25 protein-coding genes, 2 pseudogenes and 1 riboswitch are annotated in these 25489 nt (G+C 63.9%); of the genes and pseudogenes, 17 read left to right on the plus strand and 10 right to left on the minus strand.

What is annotated here, in order from left to right; all coding sequences use genetic code 11:
- Positions 1-9: 9 nt before the first annotated feature.
- The 4 genes from NKL04_RS04795 to NKL04_RS04810 all read right to left on the minus strand — a co-directional run bounded on the left by NKL04_RS04795 (position 10) and on the right by NKL04_RS04810 (position 4154).
- On the minus strand, positions 10-1194 hold the full coding sequence (locus NKL04_RS04795; protein WP_023700367.1) for a malate--CoA ligase subunit beta: 1185 nt from the start codon (positions 1192-1194) through the stop codon (positions 10-12).
- 18 nt (positions 1195-1212) lie between these two features.
- Entirely contained in the window at positions 1213-2187 is a 975-nt protein-coding gene (locus tag NKL04_RS04800; RefSeq protein ID WP_023690973.1) for an HpcH/HpaI aldolase/citrate lyase family protein, read from the minus strand.
- A 10-nt stretch (positions 2188-2197) separates the two neighbouring features.
- A complete protein-coding gene (locus NKL04_RS04805; protein WP_023700366.1) occupies positions 2198-3388 on the minus strand; it encodes an aminotransferase class V-fold PLP-dependent enzyme in 1191 nt (396 codons plus the stop codon).
- A 145-nt stretch (positions 3389-3533) separates the two neighbouring features.
- On the minus strand, positions 3534-4154 hold the full coding sequence (locus tag NKL04_RS04810; protein ID WP_031203282.1) for a response regulator transcription factor: 621 nt from the start codon (positions 4152-4154) through the stop codon (positions 3534-3536).
- Positions 4155-4467: 313 nt separating this feature from the next.
- Here NKL04_RS04810 and mgtE point away from each other — a divergent pair, with 313 nt between their 5' ends.
- Positions 4468-5886 carry a magnesium transporter gene (gene mgtE / locus NKL04_RS04815; RefSeq protein WP_023700365.1) on the plus strand — a complete coding sequence of 473 codons (1419 nt, stop codon included), beginning with the start codon at positions 4468-4470 and terminating at the stop codon, positions 5884-5886.
- Between the two features lie 158 nt (positions 5887-6044).
- A complete protein-coding gene (locus NKL04_RS04820; protein WP_023685221.1) occupies positions 6045-6431 on the plus strand; it encodes a MerR family transcriptional regulator in 387 nt (128 codons plus the stop codon).
- A 310-nt stretch (positions 6432-6741) separates the two neighbouring features.
- Here the strand turns inward: NKL04_RS04820 and NKL04_RS04825 are convergent, their stop codons facing one another.
- Positions 6742-7248, minus strand: a complete 507-nt coding sequence (locus NKL04_RS04825) for a methyltransferase family protein (RefSeq protein WP_352723347.1) — start codon at positions 7246-7248, stop codon at positions 6742-6744.
- Positions 7245-8255, minus strand: a complete 1011-nt coding sequence (locus NKL04_RS04830; RefSeq protein ID WP_352723350.1) for an acetyltransferase domain-containing protein — start codon at positions 8253-8255, stop codon at positions 7245-7247. Before NKL04_RS04830 ends, NKL04_RS04825 begins: the two co-directional genes overlap by 4 nt.
- Positions 8256-8488: 233 nt before the next feature.
- On the opposite strand from NKL04_RS04830, the gene NKL04_RS04835 reads away from it, so the two are divergent.
- Positions 8489-9688: an MFS transporter gene (locus NKL04_RS04835; RefSeq protein ID WP_023700363.1), complete on the plus strand. Its 1200-nt coding sequence runs from the start codon at positions 8489-8491 to the stop codon at positions 9686-9688.
- Between the two features lie 7 nt (positions 9689-9695).
- Here NKL04_RS04835 and NKL04_RS04840 read toward each other — a convergent pair.
- Positions 9696-10870 (minus strand): annotated as a pseudogene (locus NKL04_RS04840) (aromatic ring-hydroxylating oxygenase subunit alpha).
- Positions 10871-11005: 135 nt separating this feature from the next.
- Here NKL04_RS04840 and NKL04_RS04845 point away from each other — a divergent pair.
- From NKL04_RS04845 to cobO, 5 genes are all read left to right on the plus strand, one after another.
- Positions 11006-11698 (plus strand): gamma-glutamylcyclotransferase, encoded by a 693-nt coding sequence (locus NKL04_RS04845; RefSeq protein ID WP_031196360.1) that lies wholly within the window; start codon positions 11006-11008, stop codon positions 11696-11698.
- Positions 11699-11765: 67 nt separating this feature from the next.
- Positions 11766-11962: riboswitch (cobalamin riboswitch) on the plus strand.
- 36 nt (positions 11963-11998) lie between these two features.
- A complete protein-coding gene (locus tag NKL04_RS04850; protein WP_023670784.1) occupies positions 11999-12178 on the plus strand; it encodes a CbtB domain-containing protein in 180 nt (59 codons plus the stop codon).
- A 15-nt stretch (positions 12179-12193) separates the two neighbouring features.
- Complete coding sequence (locus NKL04_RS04855) at positions 12194-12994, plus strand: CbtA family protein (RefSeq protein WP_023700361.1); 801 nt, start codon at positions 12194-12196, stop codon at positions 12992-12994.
- Positions 12987-13499, plus strand: a complete 513-nt coding sequence (cobU, locus tag NKL04_RS04860; RefSeq protein WP_023700360.1) for a bifunctional adenosylcobinamide kinase/adenosylcobinamide-phosphate guanylyltransferase — start codon at positions 12987-12989, stop codon at positions 13497-13499. The genes NKL04_RS04855 and cobU overlap by 8 nt, the downstream gene beginning before the upstream one ends.
- Before the next feature lies 1 nt (position 13500).
- Positions 13501-14115: a cob(I)yrinic acid a,c-diamide adenosyltransferase gene (gene cobO, locus NKL04_RS04865; RefSeq protein WP_023700359.1), complete on the plus strand. Its 615-nt coding sequence runs from the start codon at positions 13501-13503 to the stop codon at positions 14113-14115.
- A gap of 156 nt (positions 14116-14271) precedes the next feature.
- On the opposite strand, the gene cbiB is transcribed toward cobO, so the two are convergent.
- Complete coding sequence (cbiB, locus tag NKL04_RS04870) at positions 14272-15249, minus strand: adenosylcobinamide-phosphate synthase CbiB (RefSeq protein WP_023700358.1); 978 nt, start codon at positions 15247-15249, stop codon at positions 14272-14274.
- On the opposite strand from cbiB, the gene cobD reads away from it, so the two are divergent.
- Both cobD and NKL04_RS04880 read left to right on the plus strand, forming a co-directional pair.
- The gene (gene cobD / locus NKL04_RS04875) at positions 15248-16303 is read left to right on the plus strand and encodes a threonine-phosphate decarboxylase CobD (RefSeq protein WP_023700357.1); all 1056 of its coding nucleotides are present in this window, start codon (positions 15248-15250) and stop codon (positions 16301-16303) included. The genes cbiB and cobD overlap by 2 nt on opposite strands.
- Complete coding sequence (locus NKL04_RS04880; RefSeq protein WP_023690280.1) at positions 16300-16809, plus strand: tyrosine phosphatase family protein; 510 nt, start codon at positions 16300-16302, stop codon at positions 16807-16809. Before cobD ends, NKL04_RS04880 begins: the two co-directional genes overlap by 4 nt.
- 9 nt (positions 16810-16818) lie before the next feature.
- Here NKL04_RS04880 and NKL04_RS04885 read toward each other — a convergent pair whose 3' ends face one another.
- Positions 16819-17622, minus strand: a complete 804-nt coding sequence (locus tag NKL04_RS04885) for a creatininase family protein (RefSeq protein WP_023670776.1) — start codon at positions 17620-17622, stop codon at positions 16819-16821.
- Between the two features lie 53 nt (positions 17623-17675).
- Positions 17676-18058, minus strand: a pseudogene (locus NKL04_RS04890) (RidA family protein).
- A 255-nt stretch (positions 18059-18313) separates the two neighbouring features.
- On the opposite strand from NKL04_RS04890, the gene NKL04_RS04895 reads away from it, so the two are divergent.
- From NKL04_RS04895 to NKL04_RS04925, 7 genes are all read left to right on the plus strand, one after another.
- The gene (locus tag NKL04_RS04895; RefSeq protein ID WP_023733789.1) at positions 18314-19318 is read left to right on the plus strand and encodes an ABC transporter substrate-binding protein; all 1005 of its coding nucleotides are present in this window, start codon (positions 18314-18316) and stop codon (positions 19316-19318) included.
- A 2-nt stretch (positions 19319-19320) separates the two neighbouring features.
- Positions 19321-20145, plus strand: coding sequence for an ABC transporter ATP-binding protein (locus tag NKL04_RS04900; protein WP_023670773.1), 825 nt, complete (start codon positions 19321-19323; stop codon positions 20143-20145).
- Positions 20132-20983, plus strand: coding sequence for an ABC transporter permease (locus tag NKL04_RS04905; RefSeq protein WP_023670772.1), 852 nt, complete (start codon positions 20132-20134; stop codon positions 20981-20983). The genes NKL04_RS04900 and NKL04_RS04905 overlap by 14 nt, the downstream gene beginning before the upstream one ends.
- 198 nt (positions 20984-21181) lie before the next feature.
- Positions 21182-22483, plus strand: coding sequence for a cytosine deaminase (locus tag NKL04_RS04910; protein ID WP_023700356.1), 1302 nt, complete (start codon positions 21182-21184; stop codon positions 22481-22483).
- A complete protein-coding gene (locus NKL04_RS04915) occupies positions 22483-23886 on the plus strand; it encodes an FAD-binding oxidoreductase (RefSeq protein ID WP_031201851.1) in 1404 nt (467 codons plus the stop codon). The genes NKL04_RS04910 and NKL04_RS04915 overlap by 1 nt, the downstream gene beginning before the upstream one ends.
- 285 nt (positions 23887-24171) lie before the next feature.
- Positions 24172-24753, plus strand: a complete 582-nt coding sequence (locus tag NKL04_RS04920; RefSeq protein ID WP_023700354.1) for an NAD(P)H-dependent oxidoreductase — start codon at positions 24172-24174, stop codon at positions 24751-24753.
- Complete coding sequence (locus NKL04_RS04925; protein WP_023700353.1) at positions 24753-25334, plus strand: NAD(P)H-dependent oxidoreductase; 582 nt, start codon at positions 24753-24755, stop codon at positions 25332-25334. Before NKL04_RS04920 ends, NKL04_RS04925 begins: the two co-directional genes overlap by 1 nt.
- Positions 25335-25489 lie beyond the last annotated feature (155 nt).

Here is a 25489-nt window from a genome sequence, read left to right on the forward strand (position 1 = left end):
CGACCTCCCTCAGGCTGCTTTTTTCTTGGTGGCCGCGCGCCATGCGGCGACGGCTTTTTCGGCGGCTTCTGCAAGCGTGCCGGCAACGATCACCGCCTCGCCGGAATCAGCCAGGATGCGGCGGCCTTCCTCGGCCCTGGTGCCGGAGAGACGGACCACCAGCGGCACGTTGACGCCGACCTCGCGGATCGCCTTGATGACGCCTTCGGCGACCCAGTCGCAGCGGTTGATGCCGGCGAAGATGTTGACCAGGATGGTCTCGACATTCTTGTCGCCGAGCACGGCGCGGAAGGATTTCGCCACCCGCTCGGGCGAGGCGCCGCCACCGATGTCGAGGAAGTTGGCCGGTTCGCCGCCGGCGATCTTGATCATGTCCATGGTCGCCATGGCGAGCCCTGCGCCATTGATGATGCAGCCGATGTTGCCGTCGAGGCCGACATAGGAGAGGCCGCGATCGCTGGCGAAGGTTTCGCGCGGATCTTCCTGGCTTTTGTCGCGCAGCTCGGAGATTTCCGGCCGTCGGAACAACGCGTTCTCGTCGAACGACATTTTGGCGTCGAGCGCGATCAAATTGCCGTCGCGGGTCACCACCAGCGGATTGATCTCCAGCATCGAGGCGTCGTAGTCGCGAAACACCTGGTAGCAGCTGAAGATGGTCTCGGTCGCCTTGCCGATCAGATTGTGGTCGAGGCCGAGCCCGAAGGCGATTTCGCGCGCCTGGAAACGCTGCATGCCGACGCCGGGATCGACCGATGTGCGCAGGATGGAGTTCGGCGCCTTTTCGACGATGTCCTCGATCTCCATGCCGCCGGCAGCCGAAGCCACGATCATGACGCGCTCTTCCTTGCGGTCGAGGACGAAGCCGACATAGAGCTCCTGCGCTATGTCGACGGCTTCCTCGAGATAGAGGCGCGAAATCAGCTTGCCGCGCGGGCCGGTCTGCTGTGTCACCAGCTTGCGGCCGAGCATGGCTTCGGCGGCGTCGGAGATTTCCTCGTCATTGGCGCATAGCTTGATGCCGCCGGCCTTGCCGCGGGCGCCGGAATGCACCTGCGCCTTCAGCACCCATTTGCTGCCGCCGATCTCGCGCGCCCTGTAGGTTGCCTGCTCGGGGCTGTAGGCCAGCCCGCCGCGCGGCACATGCACGCCGTGGCGTGCCAGCAGTTCCTTGGCCTGATATTCGTGGATGTCCATTTTGTCCTCCCTGAACGGTCAATGCGTGGCGACGCGCGGCTCACTAGAGAATTGACCGGCGCGTTCGATTGCCTCGTTGACCACCAGAACATTGCGCGCCATGCGTTCCGACGCTGCGTCGATCATCTTGCCGTCGAGGGCGGCCGCGCCCTTGCCCTGCGCCTCCGCCTCCTTCAGCACTTCGAGGATGCGCCGGGCGCGGGTGACCTCTTTTTCCGGTGGAGAGAAGACGTCGTTGGCAAGCGCGATCTGCGAGGGGTGGATCGCCCACTTGCCTTCGATGCCCAGCGCCGCCGCGCGCCTGGCGCCAGCGATGTAGCCCTCCGGATCGGAGAAGTCGCCGAACGGCCCGTCAATGGCGCGCAAGCCATAGGCGCGGCAGGCGACGGTCATGCGCGACAGAGCGAAATGCCACTGATCGCCGGGATAGTCGGGGTTGAGGCCGCCGATGTTGACCGTGCGCGCCTTGCAGCTTGCCGCATAGTCGGCGACGCCGAAATGCATGGCTTCCAGCCGGCCGGGTGTCGCGGCAATCGCCTCGACATTGGCCATGCCGAGCGCGGTCTCGATCAGCGCTTCGAGGCCGACGCGGGTCCTGAAACCCTTTGCCATCTCGATCTGGTTGACCATGGCCTCGACCATGTAGAGGTCGGCCGGCACGCCGACCTTCGGCACCAAAATGGTGTCCAGCCGGTCACCGGCCTGCTCCATGACGTCAACCACGTCGCGGTACATGTAGTGCGTGTCGAGGCCGTTGATGCGCACCGAGACGGTCTTGCCCTTGGCGCGCCAGTCGATGTCGTTGAGCGCCTGGATGATGTTCTTGCGGGCGCGTTCCTTGTCGGGCGGGGCGACCGCATCCTCGATGTCGAGGAAGATGAAGTCGGCGGCGCTGTTGGCCGCCTTGTCGATCATTTCCGGGCTGGAGCCTGGAACCGCCAGCTCGCTGCGCTGCAGCCGTAATTTCTTGAGGTGGTTGATGGTGTGGCTCATTGTCGGCTCCTCAGGCGGCTTCGGCGACCGGCACGGCGGCCGAGGCGCGGAAGTGCTGGATGGCGGCGCCGACGCCGGAGCCGGGCGCCAGCCGTACGCCGCAGTCGAGCAGCGCCATTTCGGCGGCCGAGAGCGAGGCCAGCACCATCACCTCGTTCAGCCAGCCGAGATGGCCGATTCGGAAGACCTTGCCGATCACCTTGTTGAGGCCGCCGCCGAGCGCGGTCTGGTATTTCTGGTAGGCGCGCTTGACCACATCGCCGCTGTCGACGCCGTCCGGCACCAGGATGGCGCTGACCGTATCGGAGTGCCATTTCGGCGCCTTGGCGCAGAGCTTCAGGCCCCAGGCGTCGACCGCCTTGCGCACTCCTTCGGCGAGACGATGGTGGCGGGCGAAGATGTTTTCCAGCCCTTCCTCGGCGATCAGGTCGAGCGAGGCGCGCAGACCGCGCAGCAGCTGTGTAGCCGGCGTATAAGGGAAGTAGCCGGCATCGTTGGCGCGGATCATGTCCTCGAAGGAGAAGAAGCAGCGGCGGTGCGTGGCGCTCCGCGAGGCCACCAGCGCCTTCTTGCTGACGGAGAGGAAACCGAGGCCGGCGGGCAGCATGAAACCCTTCTGCGAGCCGCTGACGGCGCAATCGACGCCCCATTCCTCCTGGCGGAAGTCGATCGAGCCGATCGACGAGACGCCGTCGACGAAGAGCAAAGCAGGGTGGTTGGCGTCATCGAGCGCGGCGCGGCAGCCGGCGACGTCGCTGGTAACGCCGGTCGCGGTCTCGTTCTGCGTGCAGAAGATTGCCTTGATGCGGTGCGCCTTGTCGGCCCTGAGCCGCTCCGCATAGAGCTCGAGCGGCACGCCGGTTCCCCATTCGCAGTCGATGACATCGACCTCGAAGCCGAGCCGTTCGGCCATGTCGACCCACAGATGCGAGAACTGGCCGAAGCGCGACATCAGCACGCGGTCACCGGGGCTGAGCACATTGGTCATCGCCGCTTCCCAGGCGCCGGTGCCGGAGGAGGGATAGATGAAGACGCGGCCGGTCTCGTTCTTGAACACCGTCTTGATGTCTTCGAACAGCGGTAGCGTGAGATCGGGGAAGGATGCTGCACGCATGTCTTCCATCGGCAGGTTCATCGCCTGCCGGACCTGTTCGGGGATGTTGGTCGGTCCGGGAATGAAAAGATGGGTGAAACCGGCCATGTCGCGAACTCCTCCTGATCCAGCAAAGCGGTGAGGGGAGTTTCGTCTCGACGGCTAATGGCAACAACACCTCAAGGGGTAACATCTTGCCGCGCGCGGGTGGGGGTTGCCTACCCGGGTGACCTACCCGCGGCCAGTCGCTCGCCTACCCCAACGGCTGCTTCTGGGTACGCCTCTCCCGCGCGTAGAGCGCGACTGCCATCGCCCGGTTGCGGACGTCGAGCTTGTCGTAGAGATTCTTGAGGTGGTATTTCACCGTGTTCTCCGAAATCCCGGTGCGCGTCGCGATCTGCAGATTGGTCCAGCCGTCGGACAGCACCGCCAGCAGCTCGCGCTCGCGCACGGTGAGCAGCGACAAGGGTGTGTCGTTGACCTTGTTGATGTCGATGTAGGGGATGCAGATGCGGCCATGCGCGACGGCCAGGATGGTCTCGAAGATGATCGCCGGATCGTCGAACTGGAAGCAGTAGCCCTGGGCGCCGAGCCGCACGCACTGCTTCAGGATGCCGATGTCGTGGTCGTTGGAAAACACCGCGATGCGCACGCCCAGCTTGCGGCTGTGAACCTCGGCCAGCACATCGGCGCCGTCCATGTCGGAGAGCTTCCAGCCGATAACGGCGACGTCGAATTCCGCTTCGGCTGCCAATTCCAGAAAATGCCTGCCGCTTTGCACGCAGGCCCTGAGATCGAAGCGCCCGTCGCAGTCCAGCATGTCGCGCAGCGCCGATATGACGAGCGGATTGCGTTCGGCGACGACCACGCGCACGCGCCGTTCCTCGATTGCCTTCTGCGTCTGTGACCTGATCTTCAAGGGCTTCCGGCTGTTCTGGTTCCTGGCCTGGGCGGGTCCGGCAGATGGCAGGACCTGCATCATGACAATTCTGCCCCAACCGTGCTCGGGTGCTCTTTCCCCAGCGACATGTGCTGTCGCGCCGCCTGAATCCTGGGCGGCGTCATATCCTGATGAAATCGCTCTCTCCCCATATGCAGGGCGGGGCGCATTTCGTTTGATATTCCCGTGCGTTGCGCGCTAGACCTGACAGGCACCTTTTCCGAAATTCCCATGGCGGGAGCCGCTGGTGGAACGCCAGGACGACCAGAAGACCGGCGCCAAAGCCGCTGACGATGCCCACGCCGACATCTATGGCGAGGACGGCGCCGTCCTGTCATCATTCCTCGCCCAGATCGGGGCGGCGATCGCCGATCGCGATACGCTGACGCTGAAGCGCGAAGTCGACGACCTGCACCAGTCGGAACTTGGCGATCTGCTGGAGGCCCTGCACCCCGAACAGCGTCGCGCCCTTGTCGAACTGCTCGGCGCTGACTTCGACTTCTCGTCTCTGACCGAGGTCGACGAGGCGATCCGCCGCGATATCGTCGACAATATGCCCAATGAGCAAATTGCCCAGGGCATGCAGGACCTCGATTCCGACGACGCGGTCTACATTCTCGAAGACCTTGAAAAGGAAGACCAGGACGAGATCCTGTCGCAGCTGCCGTTCACCGAGCGGATCAGGCTGCGCCGCTCGCTCGACTACCCGGAAGAGACCGCCGGTCGCCGCATGCAGACCGAATTTGTCGCCGTGCCGCCGTTCTGGACCATAGGCCAGACCATCGACTACATGCGCGAAGACAAGAACCTGCCCGAGCGCTTCAGCCAGATCTTCGTCATCGATCCAAGCTTCAAGTTGCTCGGCGCCATCGACCTCGACCAGATCCTGCGCACCAAGCGCACGACCAAGGTCGGAGACGTGATGCACGAGACGAGGCACGCCATTCCGGCCACCATGGACCAGGAAGAGGCGGCGCGGGACTTCGAGCAATACGATCTTCTGTCCGCCGCTGTCGTCGACGAGAACGAGCGGCTGGTCGGCGTGCTGACCATCGACGACGTCGTCGACGTCATCCAGCAGGAGGCCGAGGAAGATCTGCTGCGCATGGGCGGCGTCGGCGACGAAGAGCTGTCCGACAGCATTCTTTCGACCTCGCGCTCGCGCGTGCCCTGGCTGCTGGTCAACCTGTTGACGGCGTTCCTGGCGGCATCGGTGATCGGCTTGTTCGACCGCACCATCGAGCACATTGTGGCACTGGCCGTGCTGATGCCGATCGTGGCCGGCATGGGCGGCAATGCCGGTTCGCAGACCATGACCGTCACGGTGCGCGCGCTGGCGACCAGGGACCTCGACATCTACAATGCCGGCCGCATCATCCGCCGCGAAATGGGCGTGGGTTCCATCAACGGCATCATCTTCGCCGTGCTGATCGGCATCGTCGCGGCCGTCTGGTTCCGCGATCCCAATCTGGGCGGCATTATCGCGGCGGCGATGATCATCAACATGTTCGTGGCAGCCCTTGCCGGTATCCTGATCCCGCTATTGCTCGACCGGTTCAAGATCGACCCGGCGGTGGCGTCGGCGGTTTTCGTCACCACCGTCACCGACGTCGTTGGCTTCTTTGCCTTCCTCGGGCTGGCCACCTGGTGGTTCGCTATCCCTTGAGAAAGAGGCGTTGCGGGTTCAATTGACTTTTACGTAAATGTGGTGCGAGGCTTGCGCGGGGTTCCATGCCGAGTCCGGCTTGGAACGGGGTTGATCGGAATGCGTTGGAAATCCCGGGCGACCGGGCGTTTTCCGATGTTCCGACATTTGGAGCAAAGATGCGGGAATATTATTCGATCACCGAACTGACCCGCGAATTCGACGTGTCGACGCGGACGCTGCGCTTCTATGAGGACGAGGGGCTGGTGCAACCGGTCCGGCGGGGCCGCACAAGGCTGTTTCGCCCATCTGACCGGCATCTGATCCGCCAGATCATGCGCGGGAAACGGCTCGGCTTCTCGATCAACGAAATCCGCGAAATCATCCAGATGTACAAGGAACCGCCCGGCGAGGTCGGTCAACTCAACCTGATGATCAAGCGCATCGAGGAGAAGCGCGAGGATTTGCGCCAGAAGCGCCGCGATCTCGAGGAGACGCTGGCGGAGCTCGACCAGGCTGAGGAGTCATGCGTCGAGCGGCTGGTGGAGCTGGGGGTTAATACCTGAGCGGACCGTCGAGCGTTTGCGCGCGCCCGTCGCAAACGTTCGCGATTAGCGGAGGCCTTCCACACTTCGTCATTCTAGGGCGAAGCAGGAGCGAAGCTCCGTCGCGGAGGCCCTAGAATCCATTCCGTGACATCGGTCGTGGAGTGCAACGGTAGCGAATTCTGGACCATAGCAACGCTCTGGAGTCGCGGCATGGATCCTCGGGTCTATGCTGCGTCGCTACGCTCCTTGCTCCGCCCGTGGATGACGAAGAGATGGGCGTTCGGCTAGTCGCCAAGGCATGCGAACCCTGCCAGCGATCACACCCGCCTCAAATCCACCGGCGCACCCGCTTCGTATAGTCGCGGTACTTCTTGCCGAATTTGGCGAACAGCACCTTCTCCTCGCTCTCGATGGCGACCTTCTGCGTTGCAAAAGCCGCGATCAGGGCCAGCGGCAGGAACCATACGATCCCCGAGACGAAGGCGACGCCGATCAAAAGCAGCGTGTTGGCCAGATACATCGGGTTGCGCGTGACGCCGAACGGGCCAGACGTCACCAGATGCTCCGGCAAGCCATTGGGGTTCATCGTCGTTTTGGCCCGGATCATGGTGCGGATAGCGGTGAACCAGAGGGCTGCGACGGCAAACAGCACCACAAAGCCGGCGGCAAACAAAAGGTCGCCCAAGAGGTCGCCGATCCAGGGCAGGGGATAGAACAGGCCGAGCACGATGCTGATGGCGATGGCGGCGATGTAGATCAGCGGCGGCCACGGGATCAGCCGTGGTCTCGATAGATCGGGTTTTGCCAGCCCGGGTTTTGTGAGCTTGTCGGTCATTGTTGCCCTCCCTGCGTCATCGGACTCTCCTCCGTCTTGGCGGTGCAGATGCCGGCGAGTTCACCGAGATGCGCTTTGAACTCCGGGGTCTGGTCGCCATTGTAGAGCCGGTCGAATGCCGCTTCGCTTTGCAGCGTGTCCAGCATGCACACACAATAGCTGGTGCAGAACTCCGTGTCGCGCTGCTGTTCGCAAGATACCTGGCATTCCTTGAGGAAGATCACTTCCCTTGTTTCGACGGGCGCCGGCGCAATCTGCGAGAACAGCCAGACGCAGCCGAACAGCAGCGGCTGGTGGATCAGGTAAAAAGCCAGGCTGTGGCGGCCGATGAAGGTGAGCGGCCTGGTCCAGCTTCCTGATCCCAGCGTGGCCAGCCGCGCCAGCAGGCCAGTGGTGGACGCAAACTTTGCCGCGGCGATGCCGAGAAGTACGGCGCCGAACCAGGGAAACAGCGGCACGTAATCGTTGGAGCGCGGGTTGATCGCCGACAGGCCGACCCACCACAGCGCCGGATGATCGAAGGCTTCGGATCTGAAATAGATCGGCCCGGCGATCACCACCGCCGCCACGACAAGCGTCAGCAAGGACGGCAGCCGCAAGAACAAAAGGCCGAGCAGGCTGGCCAGCGCGATCTCGTGCAGGATGCCGAAGAAGATGAAGCTGTCCGGCGTGATGAAGTACGTCACCGCCGATATTGCCATCGCCGCGACGGCAACCATGGCAAAGCGTTTCCAGAAGCCGGTCCAGCGGATCTGCCTGCCATGCGCGAGAAACAGGCTGACGCCGACCAGGAACAGGAAGGTCGAGGCGATGCAGCGCGCATAGATCTTCCACCAGCCGACGGCGGTGAGGCCGGGGTCGGTGTAGTGGAAATTTTCGAGATCCCAGGTGAAGTGGTAGCTCGCCATGGCGATCAGCGCGATGCCGCGTACGACATCGATGGCGACGATGCGCTTCGGTTGATCTCGCTTCAGTTGATCTCCAGGGGGTGCGGTATGGATGCTCATGGTCTCGCGATCTGATTCAGCCCCAAAGACGACTATCACGGTTGCACCGGACAAAAGAAGGCCGCCCTCTACGCTCCGGGTCGCGCCGTGCGGCTGCATCGGGCGGCGCTTTAGGCCAGAGCCGGAAAGCCTTTGGCCGAATTCGCTTTTTGCCGGGAAGGGGTCGGTTTCCTGTTACCGGCGGAGGAAGCGCCAGCGCAGATTTGACGCCGCGAGTCTGATTTGGGGATCAAATGTCCACCCATGTGCGCCATCCGATCTGGCTTCCGGCCCTGCGTCCGGCGGATGCGCGCACCTTTGCCTCGCTCTATGCGGTCGAATCCTTCGCCCGTGCCACGGTGTCGAGCGTCATCCCGATCCAGGCTTATGAGATTCTGCACAACGAGCAGATCGTCTCGATCCTCTACACCATCGTGGCGCTGCTCGGCCTGTCGGTGACCTTGTTCATGCCGATCTTGATCCGCAGGTTTGCCCGGCGCTGGGTCTATAGCGCCGGCGCCTGCCTGCTGGCGATAGGCTCGCTGTTCTTCGTCACCCACACGCTTGCCGGGCAACTGGCAGGCATGCTGTGCCGCGTCATGGGGGCGAGCGCCCTGTCGATCACGCTCAACCTCTACATCATGGACCACATCCGCAAGACCGATTTCATGCAGGCCGAATCGCTGCGCATGGCGTGGTCGATGCTGGCCTGGACCGGCGGGCCGACACTCGGCATCTTCCTCTACACACGCTACGGCATCTATGCCGCGCATGGCGCGGTCGCGGTGTTTGCGTTGGCCTTGCTGGCGCTGTTCTGGACCTACAGGCTGGGCGACAACCGGTCGATCCGGCCGGGCAAGACACGGCCGGCCAATCCGCTGGCCAATATCGGCCGCTTCGTAGCACAACCCAGGCTTAGGCTGGCCTGGCTGATCGCCTTCGGCCGCTCCTGCTTCTGGACGACGTTCTTCGTCTACGGGCCGCTGTTCATGGTGATTACCGGCGAGGGCAAGCTTGCCGGCGGCCTGCTGGTTTCGGCCGGCAATGCGCTGTTGTTCATGGCGATCTTCTGGGGCAAAGCGGGAAAACGCTTCGGCGGCCGGCGCACCATGACCTTCGCCTATTTCGCCATGTCGGCGACGCTGCTTGCGGCGGGCGCGGTCGGCACTACCGCGCCGCTGCTTACGGGCTTTTTCCTGCTCTGCGGCGCCTTCTTCACCATCGCGCTCGATGCACTGGGCTCGACCGCCTTCATGCGCTCGGTGCGGTCCTATGAGCGGGCGCAGATGGCCGCGGTCTACCGCACCTATCTCGACTTTTCCGAGCTGACGCCGCCGCTGGTCTATTCGGTGGTGCTGGCGTTTTTCGGCCTCGGCTCGGTGTTCGTGACGCTGGGCATTCTGGCCGCTGTTTGCGGCTTTATCACCTGGCGCTATCTGCCGAAGTCGCTTTAGTCGCCGATCAGGCGGTTGCCTCAAGCGCTGCATGCCGCTCGCGCACCCAGTTGTGGAAGCGGTGCAGATCGTACTCCTCCGGCATCAGCACGCCGGCCGCGTGACGCATGGAGCGCAGGCCTTTCTGGTTGATCTCGCAGATCGCGGCATCCTCCTCAGCACCTGGGTGCCGAAGGCGACGACATTGTCGATGTCCGTCTCGGCGAGCGCCTCGGGCGCGAACAGCCATTCGGCGGTGAGTTCGGTCTGTTCGGGACCGAGCGGCATCAGTCGCACCGTCCTGACATAATCGACATGGCCGACGATGAACATCGAGGGCAGGCTGGTGGCATAGGTCTGTCCGGCCGCACGCTCGGCTGGCGTCAGGCCCGGGAAGACCGGGCCATGGGCATGTCCGTCGCGCGACCAGGTCTCGGCGCCGGCGCGCAGGCCACCCGAAAACTCCGGCGCGTCATTGTCGGCATGGCGGACCCAGTCGGGGTCGTCGTGCCGGCTCATCAGGCCGCGGCCGTAAATCGGCACCAGCCGAGACAGGTCCTTGTGGACGCCCGGGCAATGCAGGCACTCGTTGAAGTTCTCCCAGAAGATCTTCCAGTTGCAGTTCATCACCTTGCGCAGGACATGGCCTGATACCAGCGTTTCCAGCGGCCAGTTGGCGAGGTCGCCGGATGCGGGATCGAAGGAGGTCCCGGCGGAGCCGGCCGCAGCCTGCTGAAGGTTCACAATGACAAAACCGCGCCACACCGACAGCGCCACCCGGTAGAGCGGATGATCGGCCTTGTCGAAACCATCTGGCAGCGATTTCGAGGGAACGCGCACGAGATCGCCGCGCAGCGAGTAGGACCAAGCGTGGTAGGGGCACGTGATGAGCCGCGCTTTCAGCCGGCCCTCGCTTTTCTGGCAAAGCTGCGAGCCGCGATGCCGGCAAGTGTTGTGGAAGGCGCGCAGTTCGCCGGTCTCGTCCCGCAGAATGACGATTTCCTGCGTGCCGACGCGGAATGTCCTGAACGCCAGCGGCTGGGCGAGGTCGGCCTCGCGGCAGACGAGCAGCCAGCTTTTGTGCCAGATGGCGTCGAGATCGCGCTGGTAAGCCTCGCTATCCCAATAGGCCGACGACGGTAGCGTCGGTTCGGCCCGGCTCAGGCCGTTATAGGGGTCGCGCTCGCTCGGGCTGGGATGCATGGCTGGCTTCCTATGAAGCGTCAGCCGACACCCCGGCAAATCGTTTGTCAATCAGAGTGCCGCATTGCCGGTTGCAGGCGCGGCGCATAATCATGTCGTGGACACGGGACATTCGGAAATTGGGGGGATTCGGAAGTGGCCGCACGACAGATGTCGCTTACGCCGGAGCTGGTCGCGCGCTGCTGGCGCGAGATCAGGGACCCCGGGCCGGATCCGGACGCGATGCATCTCGATGAAGCCGACTATGACGCGCTGCTGGATGAATTGCAGGTCGAACTCCCGGACAGCGAACCGCTATGGCTGTTCGGCTATGGATCGCTGATCTGGAAACCGGAAATAGATTATGTCGAGGACCGCGTTGCGCTGGCGCGCGGCTGGCATCGGTCCTTTTGCATGAACATGACGCGCTGGCGCGGCACCAAGGACAGCCCCGGCCTGATGATGGCGCTGGACCGTGGCGGACAATGCAAGGGCGTCGCCTTTCGGCTGACCGACAATAACCGGCGCGAGCAGTTGGGCCGGCTTTTCCGGCGCGAAGTCACGCTGAAGCCGACAAGCTACCGGCCGCGCATGCTGAAGCTTGCAAGCGAGGCCGGACCGCTCAGGGCATTGGCCTTCGTCATCAACCGCAACGGCCTGACCTATTCAGGGCCGCTCGACGAGGGCAAGGTCGTCGAAAGGCTGGCCACGTCCTGCGGGCACTGGGGATCGGGCGCCGACTATCTCTACAATACGGTGAAAAACCTTGAAGAGCGCGGCATTCACGATCGCCATCTGTGGCGGCTGCAGCGGCTGGTTGCCGAGCGGATCACCGCGTTGAACCCGTAACGCCGCATGGCGCATTCGCGCTGTTGGCCGGCGGAATTTGGTTTGCCGGATGCGGCCGTTTCAGCCTATAGTCATGCATGTCGTCGGTTCCGTTAGGGACCAAGAGGGAATGCGGTGAGGGCTGACTTGTTGGCCCAATGCCGTGGCTGCCCCCGCAACTGTGTGCGGTAGTCCTCTCCAAGCCACTGAGGATTTTTTCTTCGGGAAGGTGGGGAAGGGCGCTGATCCGCGAGCCAGGAGACCTGCCGGCGACAGGGAACTGACTTCGATGCCCTCGGGTGGAGGGCGAAAGGACAAGATATGAATACCGCTTCCGTCTCCCTCGGCGCTTCCGTCTCCTCGCAGTCGCGCTTCATGCAGCTCGTGCTTAGCGCGTTTCTGGGCATTTTCGTCGTCGGCGTTGTCGGTTTCTCGCACATCGATGCGGTCCACAATGCGGCGCACGACTATCGCCATTCGATGGCGTTTCCCTGCCACTGACGAGGATCTGACATCATGAACCTGTTTCGCAACGTCGTGTTCATCGCGGCGATCGCAGGGCTCGTGGCCGGTGTCGCTCTCGCCTGCATGCAGGCCTACGCCACCGTGCCGCTGATCCTCAAGGCGGAGGTCTACGAAAGGGCTGGTGGCCATGAGCATGAGCATGCCGCGGCGCCCGCCGCCAACGCTGCGGACACCAATGCCATGAGCACCGCCGCGCCGGCGGAAAATGCCGTGAGCAGCGCAGCCCCGGCTGAAGCAGCCGCGCCGGCGGAGGACGAAGGCTGGGCGCCGGCCGACGGCTTCGAGCGCTTCGCCTTCAGTGTCGTCGCCAATATCGTCACCGGCATCGGCTTCGCGCTGGTCCTGGTGGCGGTTTCCGAGTTCGCCGGCGGCATCGGCAGCTGGCGCCAGGGCGTGTTCTGGGGTCTGGCCGGCTTTGCCGTGTTCACGCTGGCGCCGGGACTCGGCCTACCGCCGGAACTGCCGGCAATGCCGGCGGCCGATCTCATGCAGCGCCAGATCTGGTGGTGGGCAACGGTGATGGCAACGGCGATCGGTCTTGCCCTTATCACCTTCCGCACGTCGGCGCCCCTGACCGTGCTCGCCGTCGTCCTGATCGTCGCCCCGCATATTGTCGGCGCGCCGCAGCCTGACAGTTTTGTAACGCCGATCCCGGAGGGCCTGCATCATCAGTTCGTGGTGGCGGTGACGCTGACCAATCTGGTGTTCTGGGTGGTGCTCGGCGCAGTTGTCGGCATAGTGCGCGCGCGCTTCACCGGCACCGCGACCAGCCTGCGCGACAGCTTTGCCTGATCGCAGTTTGACCTTCATCATCGGCGGTGCGCGCTCCGGCAAGAGCGTGCATGCCGAAAGTTTGGCGACGGCGTTGCCGCCGCCATGGGCTTATATCGCCACCGCGCAAGCCTATGACGGCGAAATGCGCGAGCGCATCGCGCAGCACCGCTCGCGCCGCGGCGAGGGGTGGGCGACCATCGACGCCCCGCTTGATCTTGCCGGTGCACTTGAGGCGCTGCCGGACAACCAGCCGGTGCTTGTCGACTGCCTGACGCTGTGGCTGACCAATCATATGCTGGCCGATCATGATCTAGAGGGGGAGTGCCGGCGGCTGGCCGATGTGCTTTCGCGGCCGCGCGGACCGTGGTTCGTGGTCTCCAACGAAGTCGGACAAGGCATCGTGCCCGACAATGCGCTGGCACGCCGGTTCCGCGATGCCGCCGGCCGGCTCAACCAGCAGATCGCGGTCGTAGCTGATATGGTGCTTCTGATGGTGGCGGGGCTGCCGCTCAAGGTGAAATGAGATGACCGATATCGACACAAAAGACGAAGAGCGCCATCGCGCCAAGATGGCCAAGCGCAAGTCGGTGCAGGACGCCGAGGTCGCGGAAAAGACGGTCGAGAAGGGGCTGCTGATCGTCAACACCGGACCCGGCAAGGGCAAGACCACGGCTGCCTTCGGGCTGGCGCTGCGCATGCTCGGCTATGGCAAGCGCGTCGGAATCGTCCAGTTCATCAAGGGCAAATGGCACACCGGCGAAAAGGATGCCTTCGCGGCGTTTGGCGGCCGCGTCGTCTGGCACACGATGGGCGAGGGTTTCACCTGGGAGACGCAGGATCTGAAGCGCGACATTAAGGCGGCCGAAGCCGCCTGGGCCAAGGCACTGGAGTTGATCGCCGATCCCTCGATCAGCCTCGTCGTGCTGGACGAACTGAACATCGCGCTGCGTTACGACTATCTCGATCTCGACAGAGTGGTGGCGGCGCTGAAAGCGCGGCGCGAAGGTCTGCATGTCGTCGTCACCGGCCGCAACGCCAAGCCGGCGCTGGTCGAGGCGGCGGATCTGGTGACGGAGATGGGCGTGACCAAGCATCATTTTTCGGCCGGCGTGAAGGCGCAGCAGGGGATCGAGTTCTGAGGGGCTATCCTCACCTTTTACCCTCCCCCTTGTGGGAGGGTCGATCCGCGAAGCGGATCGGGGTGGGGGTTCTCGTAGGTCGCAGTCCCCCACCCCGGCGCTTCGCGCCGACCCTCCCCACAAGGGGGAGGGTAAAGGAAGGGCGACGGTAAGCTCTCAGAACGTCACCGCGATAAGCACCGCCGACAGCAACCCGAACAGCCCAATCAGCAGATAGTCCGCCACCTGGTACAATTTCAGCGCCTGCCTGATGTCCTGGCTTTCCGCCGCGCGCCTACCGCCTTCGCCCATATAGGCGTCCTCGATGATGACGCCGCCATAGCTGCGCGGGCCGGCGAGCGCCAGGCCGAGTGCGCCGGCCATTGCCGCTTCCGGCCAGCCGGCATTGGGCGAGCGGTGCTTTTTGGCGTCGCGCCGCACTGCTTGCCAGGCGTTGCGGGGATCGGCGCCGTCAACGAGAAAGGCGGCGGCAACGATCAGCAACGCGGTCAGCCGGGACGCCGGCAGGTTGATCCAGTCGTCGAAGAGTGCTGCCGCGCGGCCGAAGGCCTCGTGGTGCGGGGTGCGGTGGCCGATCATCGAATCGGCGGTGTTGGCGGCCTTGTAGGCCACGCCGCCGGCCAGACCGCAGACACCTGTCCAGAAGGCGGGCGCAACGATGCCGTCGGAGAAATTCTCGGCCAGGCTTTCGATGGCGGCGCGGCTGACGCCGGCATGGTCGAGCTTCTCTGGATCGCGACCGACGATGCGCGCAACCGCAATGCGGCCGAGCGCCAGCCCGCCGGTATCCAGCGAATCGGCCACCGCCTCGACATGTTCGGTAAGGCTCTTTTGCGACAGCAGCGACGAGGCCAGGATTGCCGTGATGATCATGCCGGCAGGAAAGAGCTGCCAGAGCAGGATTTGCACGATGAAGGCGATTGCCGCCGGCACCAGCACGATCACCAGCAGCGCCTGCACGCCGCGGCGGCGACGCAGCGCGTCGGAATCAGTGTCGCGGTTGAGCCTGAGGTCGAGAAAGGCTATCAGCCTGCCGAACCAGGTGACGGGATGGCCGACGGCACGGAACACCCAGTCCGGGTAACCCAGGATGCGTTCGATGGCGAGCGACAGGAAAGCGATCAGGATCGACATGAAGCTTTCTGATGGAGCGATTACTGTGGTGGATCACGGTGGATCCCTTGGCCGGGCGAGGGCGCTCTTCCCTCACGCGCCACAACCTTTCATCGATCTCTCGACAGGTATCAATCCGCACTCCTACCCGCTTTTCGAGCTGCCCGCCACCGCCCTGTCACGATTGCCGGAGGCCGCGCGCCTGCGTGAGCTGGCCAGGGTCGCGGCCGGCGCCTATGGCGCGCCTTCGGCCGAGAATGTGGCGGTCGCCCCGGGCACGCAGATCCTGCTGCCGCGCGTCGCCTCGCTGGTCAGCCCCGGCAAAGCGCTGGTGCTCGGGCCGACCTATGCCGAGCATGCCAGGGCCGCCGCGATTGCCGGCCATGCGGTGGCGGAGGTCGACGATTTCGAGGCGCTTGCCGGAGCCGAAATTGCGATCGTCGTCAATCCCAACAATCCCGACGGGCGAGTCGTGTCGCGGGAAAGGCTGCTTCGGCTTGCCGAGACATTGCGCGCCATAGGCGGTCTGCTGGTCGTCGACGAAGCCTTCATGGATGTCGGCCCGCACGCGGAAAGCCTGGCCGGCGATGTCGGGCGGGGCGGCATCGTCGTGCTGCGCTCGTTTGGCAAATTCTTCGGTCTCGCCGGCCTGCGGCTCGGCTTCGCACTTTCCGATGCCGTGACGGTCGAAAGGCTTGAAACGCAATTCGGCCCTTGGGCGGTCGCCGGCCCAGCGCTCGAATACGGCATCCGCGCGCTTGCCGACAGCGGCTGGCAGGCCGACATGCGGCGGCGGCTGGCGCAGGATGCGGCGCGGCTCGATGCGCTGCTTTCGCGCTTTGGCGTTGCTGTCGCCGGCGGCACGACGCTGTTTCGCTATCTCCGGCTTGCCGATGCACCGGGGCTGTTTTCGACGCTCGGTGAGCGCGGCATATTGCTCAGGCATTTTTCCGAGCGTCCCCAGGTGCTCCGCGCGGGGCTGCCTGGAAGTCAGGAGGAATGGCAGCGGCTCGAATCGGCGCTTGCCGACTGGCACGCACGGCGCGACGATGGGTCGAAGGAGATCGCGCCATGATCCATATCTGTTCGCTGGCAAAGCTTGAGGAGACGGTGGCCAAAAGCGGCGCCGAGCGCGTGCTGTCGCTGCTCGCTGCCGGCACCGAGGTGACGCGGCCGGCCTCAATCGCGAGGGAAAACCACCTGCATCTGGTCATGCACGACATCGCGGTGGCGCAGGACGGCATGACCATGCCCGGCGAAGGCCATGTGCGCAATCTGCTCGATTTCGCCCGGAAATGGGACCGCGCCAAACCCATGGTCGTCCATTGCTATGCCGGCATCAGCCGCTCGACCGCCTCGGCCTATATCATTGCGGCGGCGCTCGCCCCGAAGCGCGACGAAGTCGAACTTGCGCAGACATTGCGGAAGCTTTCGCCCTCGGCGACACCCAATCCACGGTTGATCGCCGTCGCGGATGCTCTGCTCTCACGACAAGGCCGCATGATCGAAGCGATCGAGGCGATCGGACGCGGCGCCGATGCTTTTGAGGGTACGCCTTTCGTGTTGAAGATCGACGGCTAAGGCGGCCCGCTATGCCAGCCAGTCGGCAAGCTTCGCCTTGCGCACATCCTTCAACAGGGTGATGAAGCCGTCGGCCTGATGCTCCGCCGTCAGTCGGCCTTTCTCGGCCGTGGCAATGCTGGCATCGCCGACCACGCCGTTGGGGTTGAGATCCCCAGCGATCCAGGCGAAAGCGTGCGTTCCGGTGTGGCGCAGCAGCGCAAATTCGGTTTCGGCGCGGGCGACCTTGGAGGCGAAATTGTCGGCCTTGGCCATGTCGACTAACTCCGGGCGAAAATGCAGCATCAACGAGGTCTCGACGTCGCCGCCATGGATGCCATGGCGGTCTTCCAGCTCGGTGTACATGCCGGCGGGGCGGCCGAAGCGCTGCCAGCTGGTCTTCACCGCCAGCATCCTCTCACGCACGCGCAGCTCGCGCGTGACGATGCCCATGATCTCTTCATTGCCGCCATGCGAGTTGACGACGATCAGTTTCCTTACGCCTGCGCGGGCAACGGACAGGCCAAGCTCGGTCCAGGCATCGACCAGGGTGGCCGCCGGCAGGGTGAGCGTGCCCGGCGCCTGCAGATGCTCGTTCGACTTGCCGACCGTTTGGACCGGCAGGATGCGGATGTCGAGATCGCCGGGCAGGCGGGCGATGACCGTCTCCAGCATGCCGTTCATGATCGAGGTATCGGTTGATACAGGCAGATGGGGGCCGTGCTGCTCGATCGCCGCCACCGGCAGCACGGCAATCGTCGCCTCCGGATCGATCGCGGCGTATTCGGTGGTCCGGTAGTCGCCCCACCAAACGCGTCTGTTTGCAACGGTCATGTCATGCCTCTTGACTGTGAGGGAGACCTAGCGCGCCAAACGTCGTCTGTCGATCACCCAGCCGCAATCGCCTCGACCTCGACCTTGAACTCCGGCCGCGCAAAGCCTGACACGATCATCAGCGTCGAGGCGGGCGCGGGGCTGGCAAACAAGCGGTCGCGGACGTCCATATAGGGCCGCAGAAAGGCGCGGTCGGTGACGTAGGCGTTTATGCGCACGATGTCGCCTAGCCCAGCCCGGCTTCAGCCAGAATCGCCGCTATGTTTTGAAAGCAGAGCTCGGCCTGCGCGCCGGCATCCTCGGGGATCTGGTCGTCCGCCGTGATGGCGACCTGACCGGAGCACAGAACCAGCCGCTTGCCTGGCGGCACCTCGACGCCGTGGCTGTAGCGGGCGAAAGGCGGCTTGATCGACTTCGGCGCGAGGTATCTGAACATGGCAATCTCCTGTCTGCGAGAGCAGCCTAAGACGTGACCGATAGTACGTTCAAGATGTGGTGCATGGCACAAGGGCGATTGTGGACAGGCGTCCAAAAAATAGGCACGATGCCTCCCGCACAGCATGACCCGTCCGGTGTTGGCAGTGACTGCCGCGCAAGCAGGCGGCCCGGGCGGTGGCATGTGTCTTGCTTCTTGGATCAATGGTGTCGAGCCCGGCGCGTGACGCTCCGGAGCCAACAAAGGGTGGTGTCGATGTACGGAAAACAGAAGATTTCAGCGCTTGCGGTCGCGCTGCTTGGAGCCGGCACGTTCGGCGCGGCAGCAAACGAGAAGGTCACCTTCGGCACCAACTGGCTGGCCGAGCCCGAGCATGGCGGCTACTACCAGGCCGTCGCCGACGGCACCTACGCTGCATGTGGCCTCGACGTGACGATTTCGCAGGGAGGTCCGCAGGTCAGCGGGCGGCCGCTGCTGCTGGCCGGCAAGCTCGATTTCTACATGGGCGGCAATCTGCTGTCGGCTTTCGACGCCGTCCAGCAGGGCATCCCGATGCGCGTCGTCGCCGCCGATTTCCAGAAGGACCCTCAAGTCATCATGTCCCACCCGGGGCAGGGGCTGGACAAGTGGGAGGATTTGAAGAACGCCGACCAGTACATTCTCGGCGACGAGGGCGTCCAGACCTTCTTCCAGTGGATGGTCATCGAACTCGGTTTCGATGCCGCCAAGCGCGTGCCCTACACCTACAACACCGCTCCATTCCTGGCCAACAAGAAGTCGATCCAGCAGGGTTACGTCACCTCGGAACCTTTTGCGGTCAAGAAGGAAGGCGGCTTCGTGCCCAACCAGTTCCTGCTCGCCGACTATGGCTGGGACACCTATTCGACGACGATCGAGGTGATGCAGGACACGATCGACAAGCGGCCGGAGGTGGTCCAGTGCTTCGTCGATGGCTCGGCCAAGGGCTGGTACAACTACCTCTACGGCGACAACAAGGCCGCCAACGAGATGATCAAGAAAGACAATCCCGACATGAGCGACGAGCAGATTGCCTTCTCGATCGAGCAGATGAAGAAGTTCGGCCTGGCCGATTCCGGCGACACCGAAAAGCTCGGCATCGGCGCCATGAACGAAGACCGGATCAAGAGCTTTTATGACAAGATGGTCAAGGCCAAGGTCACGCCCGAGGGCATCGATATCGAGAAGGCCTATACGCTGGCCTTCATCAACAAAGGTGTCGGAATCGAGCTGAAGAAGTAATCGTGAAGCTGGAAAAGATGGCGCAGGCGCCCATGACGGCATCGGGTGAAGGCCCGATGCTGCTGACGCTGCGCCATGTCGGCAAGGTGTTTTCCAATGGCGTGACTGCATTGAGCGACGTCGATCTCGCCATCCGCGAGGGCGATTTTGTCAGCCTGCTCGGTCCGTCCGGCTGCGGCAAGTCGACGGCGTTGAGGCTGATCGCGGGCCTGTCGACGCCGACATCCGGTCAACTCGACTGGGGCGGTTCGATCGACCGCGCCAATATCGGCTTCGTCTTCCAGGAACCGACGCTGCTGCCTTGGGCCGATGTCTTCGACAATGTCTGGCTGCCGCTCAGGCTGAAAGGCGTGTCGCGTGCCAAGGCGGCGCCGGTGGTGATGGAGATGCTGGAGCGGGTGCACCTGACCGGTTTCGAAAACGCCGTGCCGCGCGAACTTTCCGGCGGCATGAAGATGCGCGTCTCGATCGCACGCGCGATGGTGACGAAGCCGCGCATTCTGTTGATGGACGAGCCGTTCGCCGCCCTCGACGAGATCACCCGCTTCAAGCTCAACAACGACCTTCTGGAGCTGTGGCAGGAAGAGCGCTTCACCGTCGTCTTCGTCACCCACAGCGTCTTCGAAAGCGTGTTCCTGTCCAACCGCGTCGTCGTCATGGCGGCGCGGCCGGGCCGCGTCCATGCCGAGTTGGCAATCGATGCCGCCTATCCACGCGACGAGGTGTTTCGCACCTCGCCCGACTATGCCGCGCTCTGCCGCCAGGCCTCGGACATCCTGGTCAACGCCATCAACACATCAGCCGGACCGCACCATGACGGCCATTGACCAGAATGCCGCAACGCTCGACGCGGAAGAGGCGGGCCGCGTACGCCAGGAGCGGCTGGAGCGGATCGGCCGGTGGGTCTTGCCGCTGGCGATCATGATCCTGGCGATCTGGCTGTGGGACCGCATTTGCGTGTGGAACGCGATCCCGCAATATATTCTGCCGCGCCCCGGCGTGGTGCTGTGGACGCTCTATAGCGATGCCGGGCTCCTGTTCTCCGCGCTGCTGGTCACGTTGCGCATAACCTTTCTCAGCCTGCTGCTCGCGGTCGTCGGCGGCGTCGGACTGGCGGTGCTGTTTGCGCAATCGAAATGGGTGGAGATGTCGTTCTTTCCCTTCGCCATCGTGCTGCAGGTAACGCCGATCGTGGCGGTCTTCCCGCTCATCAACATCTATGTGGACAACCAGACGGTGAAGCTTTTGCTTTGCGCCTGGATCGTTGCGTTCTTCCCGATCCTGTCCAACACCACGCTCGGCCTCAATTCGGTCGACCGCAATCTGCGCGACATGTTCAAGCTCAACGGCGCGACGCGCTGGCAGCAATTGCGCTATCTCAGACTGCCGGCGGCCATGCCGTATTTTCTAGGAGGCTTGAAGATAGCCGGCGGCCTGTCGCTGATCGGCGCCGTGGTGGCCGAGTTCGTCGCCGGCGCGCAGGGGCAGTCGTCGGGGCTGGCGTCGCGCATCATCGAGGCCGGCTACCGCCTCAACGCGCCAAGGCTGTTCGCGGCGCTGATCCTGATCTCGCTCACCGGCATATTGATCTTCCTGGTGCTGTCGCTGGTGTCGCATCTCATCCTGCGCCGCTGGCACGAGAGCGCGCTGAAGCAGGAGCGGTAGGGGGTTGGGTGACGTGATTGAGATGCTGGCGCGAAACACCCCCCTCTGGCCTGCCGGCCATCTCCCCCTCAAGGGGGGAGATTGGACGTCATCCGGGATTTCGCCAATTATCGACGTTGGAAGACGGGTGCTGTCGGAAAAGCTGCCAATCTCCCCCCTTGAGGGGGAGATGCCCGGCAGGGCAGAGGGGGGCGGTCCTTGATACCGACCTCTGGCTCGTACCATCTCACCAACGTCCGCCTTCACCGGTCGCTGACATCAGGTCTTGCACCCACTTACGACACCGACGGTTTCGCGCTGGCCGACATCGCCGTCGCCGACGGTAAGCTCTCCAGCATCGCCGCGCACAAGAAATCAAAAGCGCCAGCCACCGCCATCGACCTTGCCGGCCGCATCATCCTGCCGTGCTTCGTCGACTGCCACACCCATATCGACAAGGGCCAGATCTGGCCGCGCAAACCCAATCCCGACGGCAGTTTCATGGGCGCGCTCAATGCCACCGGCGCCGACCGTGCAGCGCGCTGGAGCGCCGAGGACGTGGCGCGGCGCATGGATTTCTCTTTGCGCTCGGCCTACGCGCACGGCACCAAGGCCTTGCGCACTCATCTCGACAGCGTGCCGCCACAGGAGGAAATCTCCTGGCCGGTGTTCGAGGCGATGCGGGAGAAATGGCGCGGCCGCATCGAATTGCAGGCAGCCTGCCTGCTCGGCATCGAAGGCGTGCGCGACAGAAAGTGGTTCGAGAGGCTGGCCAAGCGTGTGGCTGCGGCCAAGGGCGTGCTCGGCGTCGTCACCTATATGGTGCCGGATCTCGAAGAGCTTCTCGACAAGGTGTTCGCCGAGGCGAACAGGCACGGGCTCGATCTCGATTTCCACGCCGACGAGACCGACGACATCGCGGCGATATCGCTGAAGAAGATTGCCGAGGCCGCACTCTGGAACGGTTTTGAGGGCAACATCCTGGTGGGACATTGCTGCTCGCTGGCGCGCCAGCCGGACCTCGACGTGCTCGACACGCTGGACAAGGTCGCCAAGGCCAAGCTTGCCGTGGTGTCGCTGCCGATGTGCAATCTCTATCTGCAGGACCGGCGCGCCGACCAGACCACGCCACGCTGGCGCGGCGTGACCTTGCTGCATGAGATGAAGGCGAGGGGCATCCCGGTCGCGGTCGCCTCCGACAACACCCGCGATCCGTTCTATGCCTATGGCGATCTCGACATGCTGGAGGTCTACCGCATGGCGACGCGCATCCTGCATTTCGACCATCCGGTCGGCGACTGGCCGCAGACGGTGGCGGCGACGCCGGCCAAGGTGATGCGGCTCGACGGTGTCGGGACACTGACAGCCGGTGGCAGCGCCGATTTCATCGTCTTCAAAGGGCGGAGCTGGACGGAATTGCTGTCGCGGCCCGAATCGGATCGCATCGTCGTGCGCAACGGCCGAGCGATCGACAGGCAATTGCCCGACTATGCCGAGCTCGACGAACTGATGGTGGAATGATGGATGTTTCGGCGCTCAAACGCGATCTCGACGGGATAAAGCTCGACGACAATCCGGCCATCGTCCAGCAGAAGAGCCGCGACTTCTACTGGTACAGCCCGGTGCTGAAGCAGCAGCTCGACCACGTCACCGGCGACCTGATCGTGACGCCCAGGAACGAGGCCGAACTGATCCGCGTGCTTGCCGCTTGCCACCGTCATGGCGTTCCGGTGACGCCGCGCGGCAGCGGCACCGGCAATTACGGCCAGGCGATGCCGCTGTCGGGCGGCGTGGTTTTGAACCTCGCCGAGATGAACGAGATCAAGGCCATAGCGCCGGGCCGCGTCGTCACCGGGCCGGGCGCGATCCTCGCCGACATCGACAGAGCGACGCGCGCGCATTCCGGGCAGGAACTGCGGCTGTCGCCGTCGACCTACAACACCGCCTCGATCGGCGGCTTCATCGCCGGCGGCTCGGGCGGCGTTGGCTCGATCAATTTCGGCGGTCTGCGTGATTTCGGCAATGTGCTGCGCCTGCGCGTCGTCACTATGGAGGCGGAGCCGAAGGCGCTCGAACTCGCCGGCGAGGACCTGCACAAGGTCACCCACGCCTATGGCACCAACGGCATCATCACCGAGGTCGAGATGCCGCTGACTGCAGCCTATGAATGGATCGACGTGATCGTCGGCTTCGACGCTTTCATGCCGGCAGCCCGCTACGGCAACGCGCTGGCACGCCAGGACGGCATCCTGACCAAGCTGATCACGCCGGTCGCCGCGCCCGTGCCGCAGCTCTATTTCAAGCGCCACCAGAAGTACTTCCGGGGTGGGCAAAGCATCTGCGTCGTCATGGTTGCCCGGCATGGGGTAGACGCGTTCCTCGCCTTCACCCGCCGCGCCGGCGGCGAAGTCATCTTCAATGCGGCGACGGCCACGGACGAAGAGAAAAAGGGCCTGCCGCCGGGCTTCGAACTGGCGTGGAACCACACCACGCTCAGGGCACTGCGGGTCGATCCCGCGATCACCTATCTGCAATCGCTCTATCCGTTTCCCAACCAGCTGGCGCTGGTGGAGAAGATGGACGCGATGTTTCCGAACGAGGTCTTTTCGCATCTCGAATTCGTGCGCCTCGACGGCAACATCACCTGCTTCGGCCTGCCGCTGGTGAAATTCACCACCGAGGCGCGGCTCAACGAAATCATCCGGCTGCATGAGGAGAACGGCTGCCCGATCTTCAACCCGCACCGCTACACACTGGAAGAGGGCGGCATGAAGCAGACGGATGAAATCCAGCTCGCCTTCAAGCGCGAGACCGATCCGCAAGGCCTGCTCAATCCCGGCAAGATGATCGCCTGGGAAAATCCGGATTACGACTATCGCTCGGGCCGGACTTTTTTGTTCAAGGGGTTGCAGAAAGCAGAATGAGCAGAGGTTTGAGCTTGAGCACCCCCCTCTGTCCTGCCGGCACAGGCCCTACGCTGCCGCTTCGGGCGTTCGTCGTTTGGAAAGCCAAGCAATTGGCTTCCCATCGGCTTCGCCGACCACTTCTCACCCCCCGCAAGGGGGAGATTGGCAGCCTGAACGCCGCGGCCAATCTGACACGCTGACAATTAGTGAAAGCGATGCGGCAGTCCGATCTCCCCCCTTGAGGGGGAGATGCCCGGCAGGGCAGAGGGGGGTGCCTCGCGCCCACCTCGCAAGTATTTCCCCATGAAAGTCCTCGTCCTCTACGCACACCCGGTGGAGACCAGCTTCAATGCAGGTCTGCACCGCACGATCGTCGAGCGGCTGACGGCCGCCGGCCATGAGGTCGACGATTGCGATCTCTATGCCGAGGATTTCGACCCCAGGCTGACGCGCGGGGAGAGGCTGGATTATCATAACCAACGCAGCCCTGCGGACCCGGCCGCGCCCTATGTCGAGCGGCTGCTCAAGGCCGAGGCGCTGGTGCTGTCATATCCCGTCTGGAACTACGGCTTCCCGGCCATACTGAAAGGCTTTTTCGACCGCGTGTTTCTGCCCGGCGTGTCGTTCAAGCTGGTCGACGGCAAGGCGCAGCCTTCGCTCCACAACATCCGCAAGCTGACCGCCGTCACCACCTATGGCGGCAGCCGCTTCCGCGCCATGCTGATGGGCGATCCGCCACGCAGATTGGTCAAGCGGATGCTGCGCGCGACGATCAGGCCCGGCGCCTCGGTGTCCTACCTCGCTCATTATTCGATGAACCTGTCGACCGACGAGACGCGGGCAGCCTTCATGGCCAAGGTCGCGGCCGGGATGGATGAATTCTGATGCGCGTGCTGGTGGTCTATTGCCATCCGGTGCCCGAAAGCTTTTGCGCAGCCATCAGAGATGCCGCAGTCGATGTGCTGAAGGCACGCGGCTGGGAGGTGCGGCTGCTCGACCTCTATGCGGAGAAATTCGATCCGGTGATGGGCTGCGAAGAGCGACGCGCCTACAATGAGCGGGCGCCGGAGGATCCGGCCCTAAAACCGCATTTCGAGCATCTCGCCTGGGCTGAGGCGATCCTGTTCATCTATCCGACCTGGTGGTACGGGCTGCCGGCCATGCTGAAGGGCTGGCTCGACCGGGTCTGGGCGACCGATGTCGCCTTCAAGCTGGGCAAGGGGCGCATCACGTCGCTGATGACACATGTCACCAGGGTCGGCGTCATCACCACCTGCGGCGCGCCGACCTGGTGGAGCGTCGTCGTCGGCCAGCCCGGCCGCAAGACCTTGCTGCGCGGTATGCGCGCGCTGTGCGCCCGCCGCTGCCGGACGTTTTTCCTGGCGCACTACCTGATGGACGCCTCGACGCCAAGGACGAGGGCGGCGTTTCTGGTGAAGGTGCGGACGAAGCTGGAGCGGTTTTGAGCTTCTTCACCCTCCCCTTGTGGGGAGGGTCGCGCAGCAAATGCCGCAAGGCGGCTTTTGCGAAGCGGGGTGGGGGGTCTCGTAGGGCGCACCCCCACCCCGTCTCGCAATCGCCGCTTCGCTCCGACTGCGAGTCGACCCTCCCCACAAGGGGG

Origin of the sequence: Mesorhizobium sp. C264A (assembly GCF_040324515.1) — a bacterium.
GTDB lineage: Bacteria > Pseudomonadota > Alphaproteobacteria > Rhizobiales > Rhizobiaceae > Mesorhizobium.

What these genes read in the sequence shown, in the direction of transcription:
- NKL04_RS04795 (WP_023700367.1), bottom strand. Translation starts at nt 1,194, where the DNA reads ATGGACATCCACGAATATCAGGCCAAGGAACTGCTGGCACGCCACGGC.
- NKL04_RS04800 (WP_023690973.1), bottom strand. Translation starts at nt 2,187, where the DNA reads ATGAGCCACACCATCAACCACCTCAAGAAATTACGGCTGCAGCGCAGC.
- NKL04_RS04805 (WP_023700366.1), bottom strand. Translation starts at nt 3,388, where the DNA reads ATGGCCGGTTTCACCCATCTTTTCATTCCCGGACCGACCAACATCCCC.
- NKL04_RS04820 (WP_023685221.1), top strand. Translation starts at nt 6,045, where the DNA reads ATGCGGGAATATTATTCGATCACCGAACTGACCCGCGAATTCGACGTG.
- NKL04_RS04825 (WP_352723347.1), bottom strand. Translation starts at nt 7,248, where the DNA reads ATGACCGACAAGCTCACAAAACCCGGGCTGGCAAAACCCGATCTATCG.
- NKL04_RS04830 (WP_352723350.1), bottom strand. Translation starts at nt 8,255, where the DNA reads ATGAGCATCCATACCGCACCCCCTGGAGATCAACTGAAGCGAGATCAA.
- NKL04_RS04835 (WP_023700363.1), top strand. Translation starts at nt 8,489, where the DNA reads ATGTCCACCCATGTGCGCCATCCGATCTGGCTTCCGGCCCTGCGTCCG.
- NKL04_RS04850 (WP_023670784.1), top strand. Translation starts at nt 11,999, where the DNA reads ATGAATACCGCTTCCGTCTCCCTCGGCGCTTCCGTCTCCTCGCAGTCG.
- NKL04_RS04855 (WP_023700361.1), top strand. Translation starts at nt 12,194, where the DNA reads ATGAACCTGTTTCGCAACGTCGTGTTCATCGCGGCGATCGCAGGGCTC.
- cobO (WP_023700359.1), top strand. Translation starts at nt 13,501, where the DNA reads ATGACCGATATCGACACAAAAGACGAAGAGCGCCATCGCGCCAAGATG.
- cobD (WP_023700357.1), top strand. Translation starts at nt 15,248, where the DNA reads ATGAAGCTTTCTGATGGAGCGATTACTGTGGTGGATCACGGTGGATCC.
- cbiB (WP_023700358.1), bottom strand. Translation starts at nt 15,249, where the DNA reads ATGTCGATCCTGATCGCTTTCCTGTCGCTCGCCATCGAACGCATCCTG.
- NKL04_RS04880 (WP_023690280.1), top strand. Translation starts at nt 16,300, where the DNA reads ATGATCCATATCTGTTCGCTGGCAAAGCTTGAGGAGACGGTGGCCAAA.
- NKL04_RS04885 (WP_023670776.1), bottom strand. Translation starts at nt 17,622, where the DNA reads ATGACCGTTGCAAACAGACGCGTTTGGTGGGGCGACTACCGGACCACC.
- NKL04_RS04895 (WP_023733789.1), top strand. Translation starts at nt 18,314, where the DNA reads ATGTACGGAAAACAGAAGATTTCAGCGCTTGCGGTCGCGCTGCTTGGA.
- NKL04_RS04905 (WP_023670772.1), top strand. Translation starts at nt 20,132, where the DNA reads ATGACGGCCATTGACCAGAATGCCGCAACGCTCGACGCGGAAGAGGCG.
- NKL04_RS04915 (WP_031201851.1), top strand. Translation starts at nt 22,483, where the DNA reads ATGGATGTTTCGGCGCTCAAACGCGATCTCGACGGGATAAAGCTCGAC.
- NKL04_RS04920 (WP_023700354.1), top strand. Translation starts at nt 24,172, where the DNA reads ATGAAAGTCCTCGTCCTCTACGCACACCCGGTGGAGACCAGCTTCAAT.
- NKL04_RS04925 (WP_023700353.1), top strand. Translation starts at nt 24,753, where the DNA reads ATGCGCGTGCTGGTGGTCTATTGCCATCCGGTGCCCGAAAGCTTTTGC.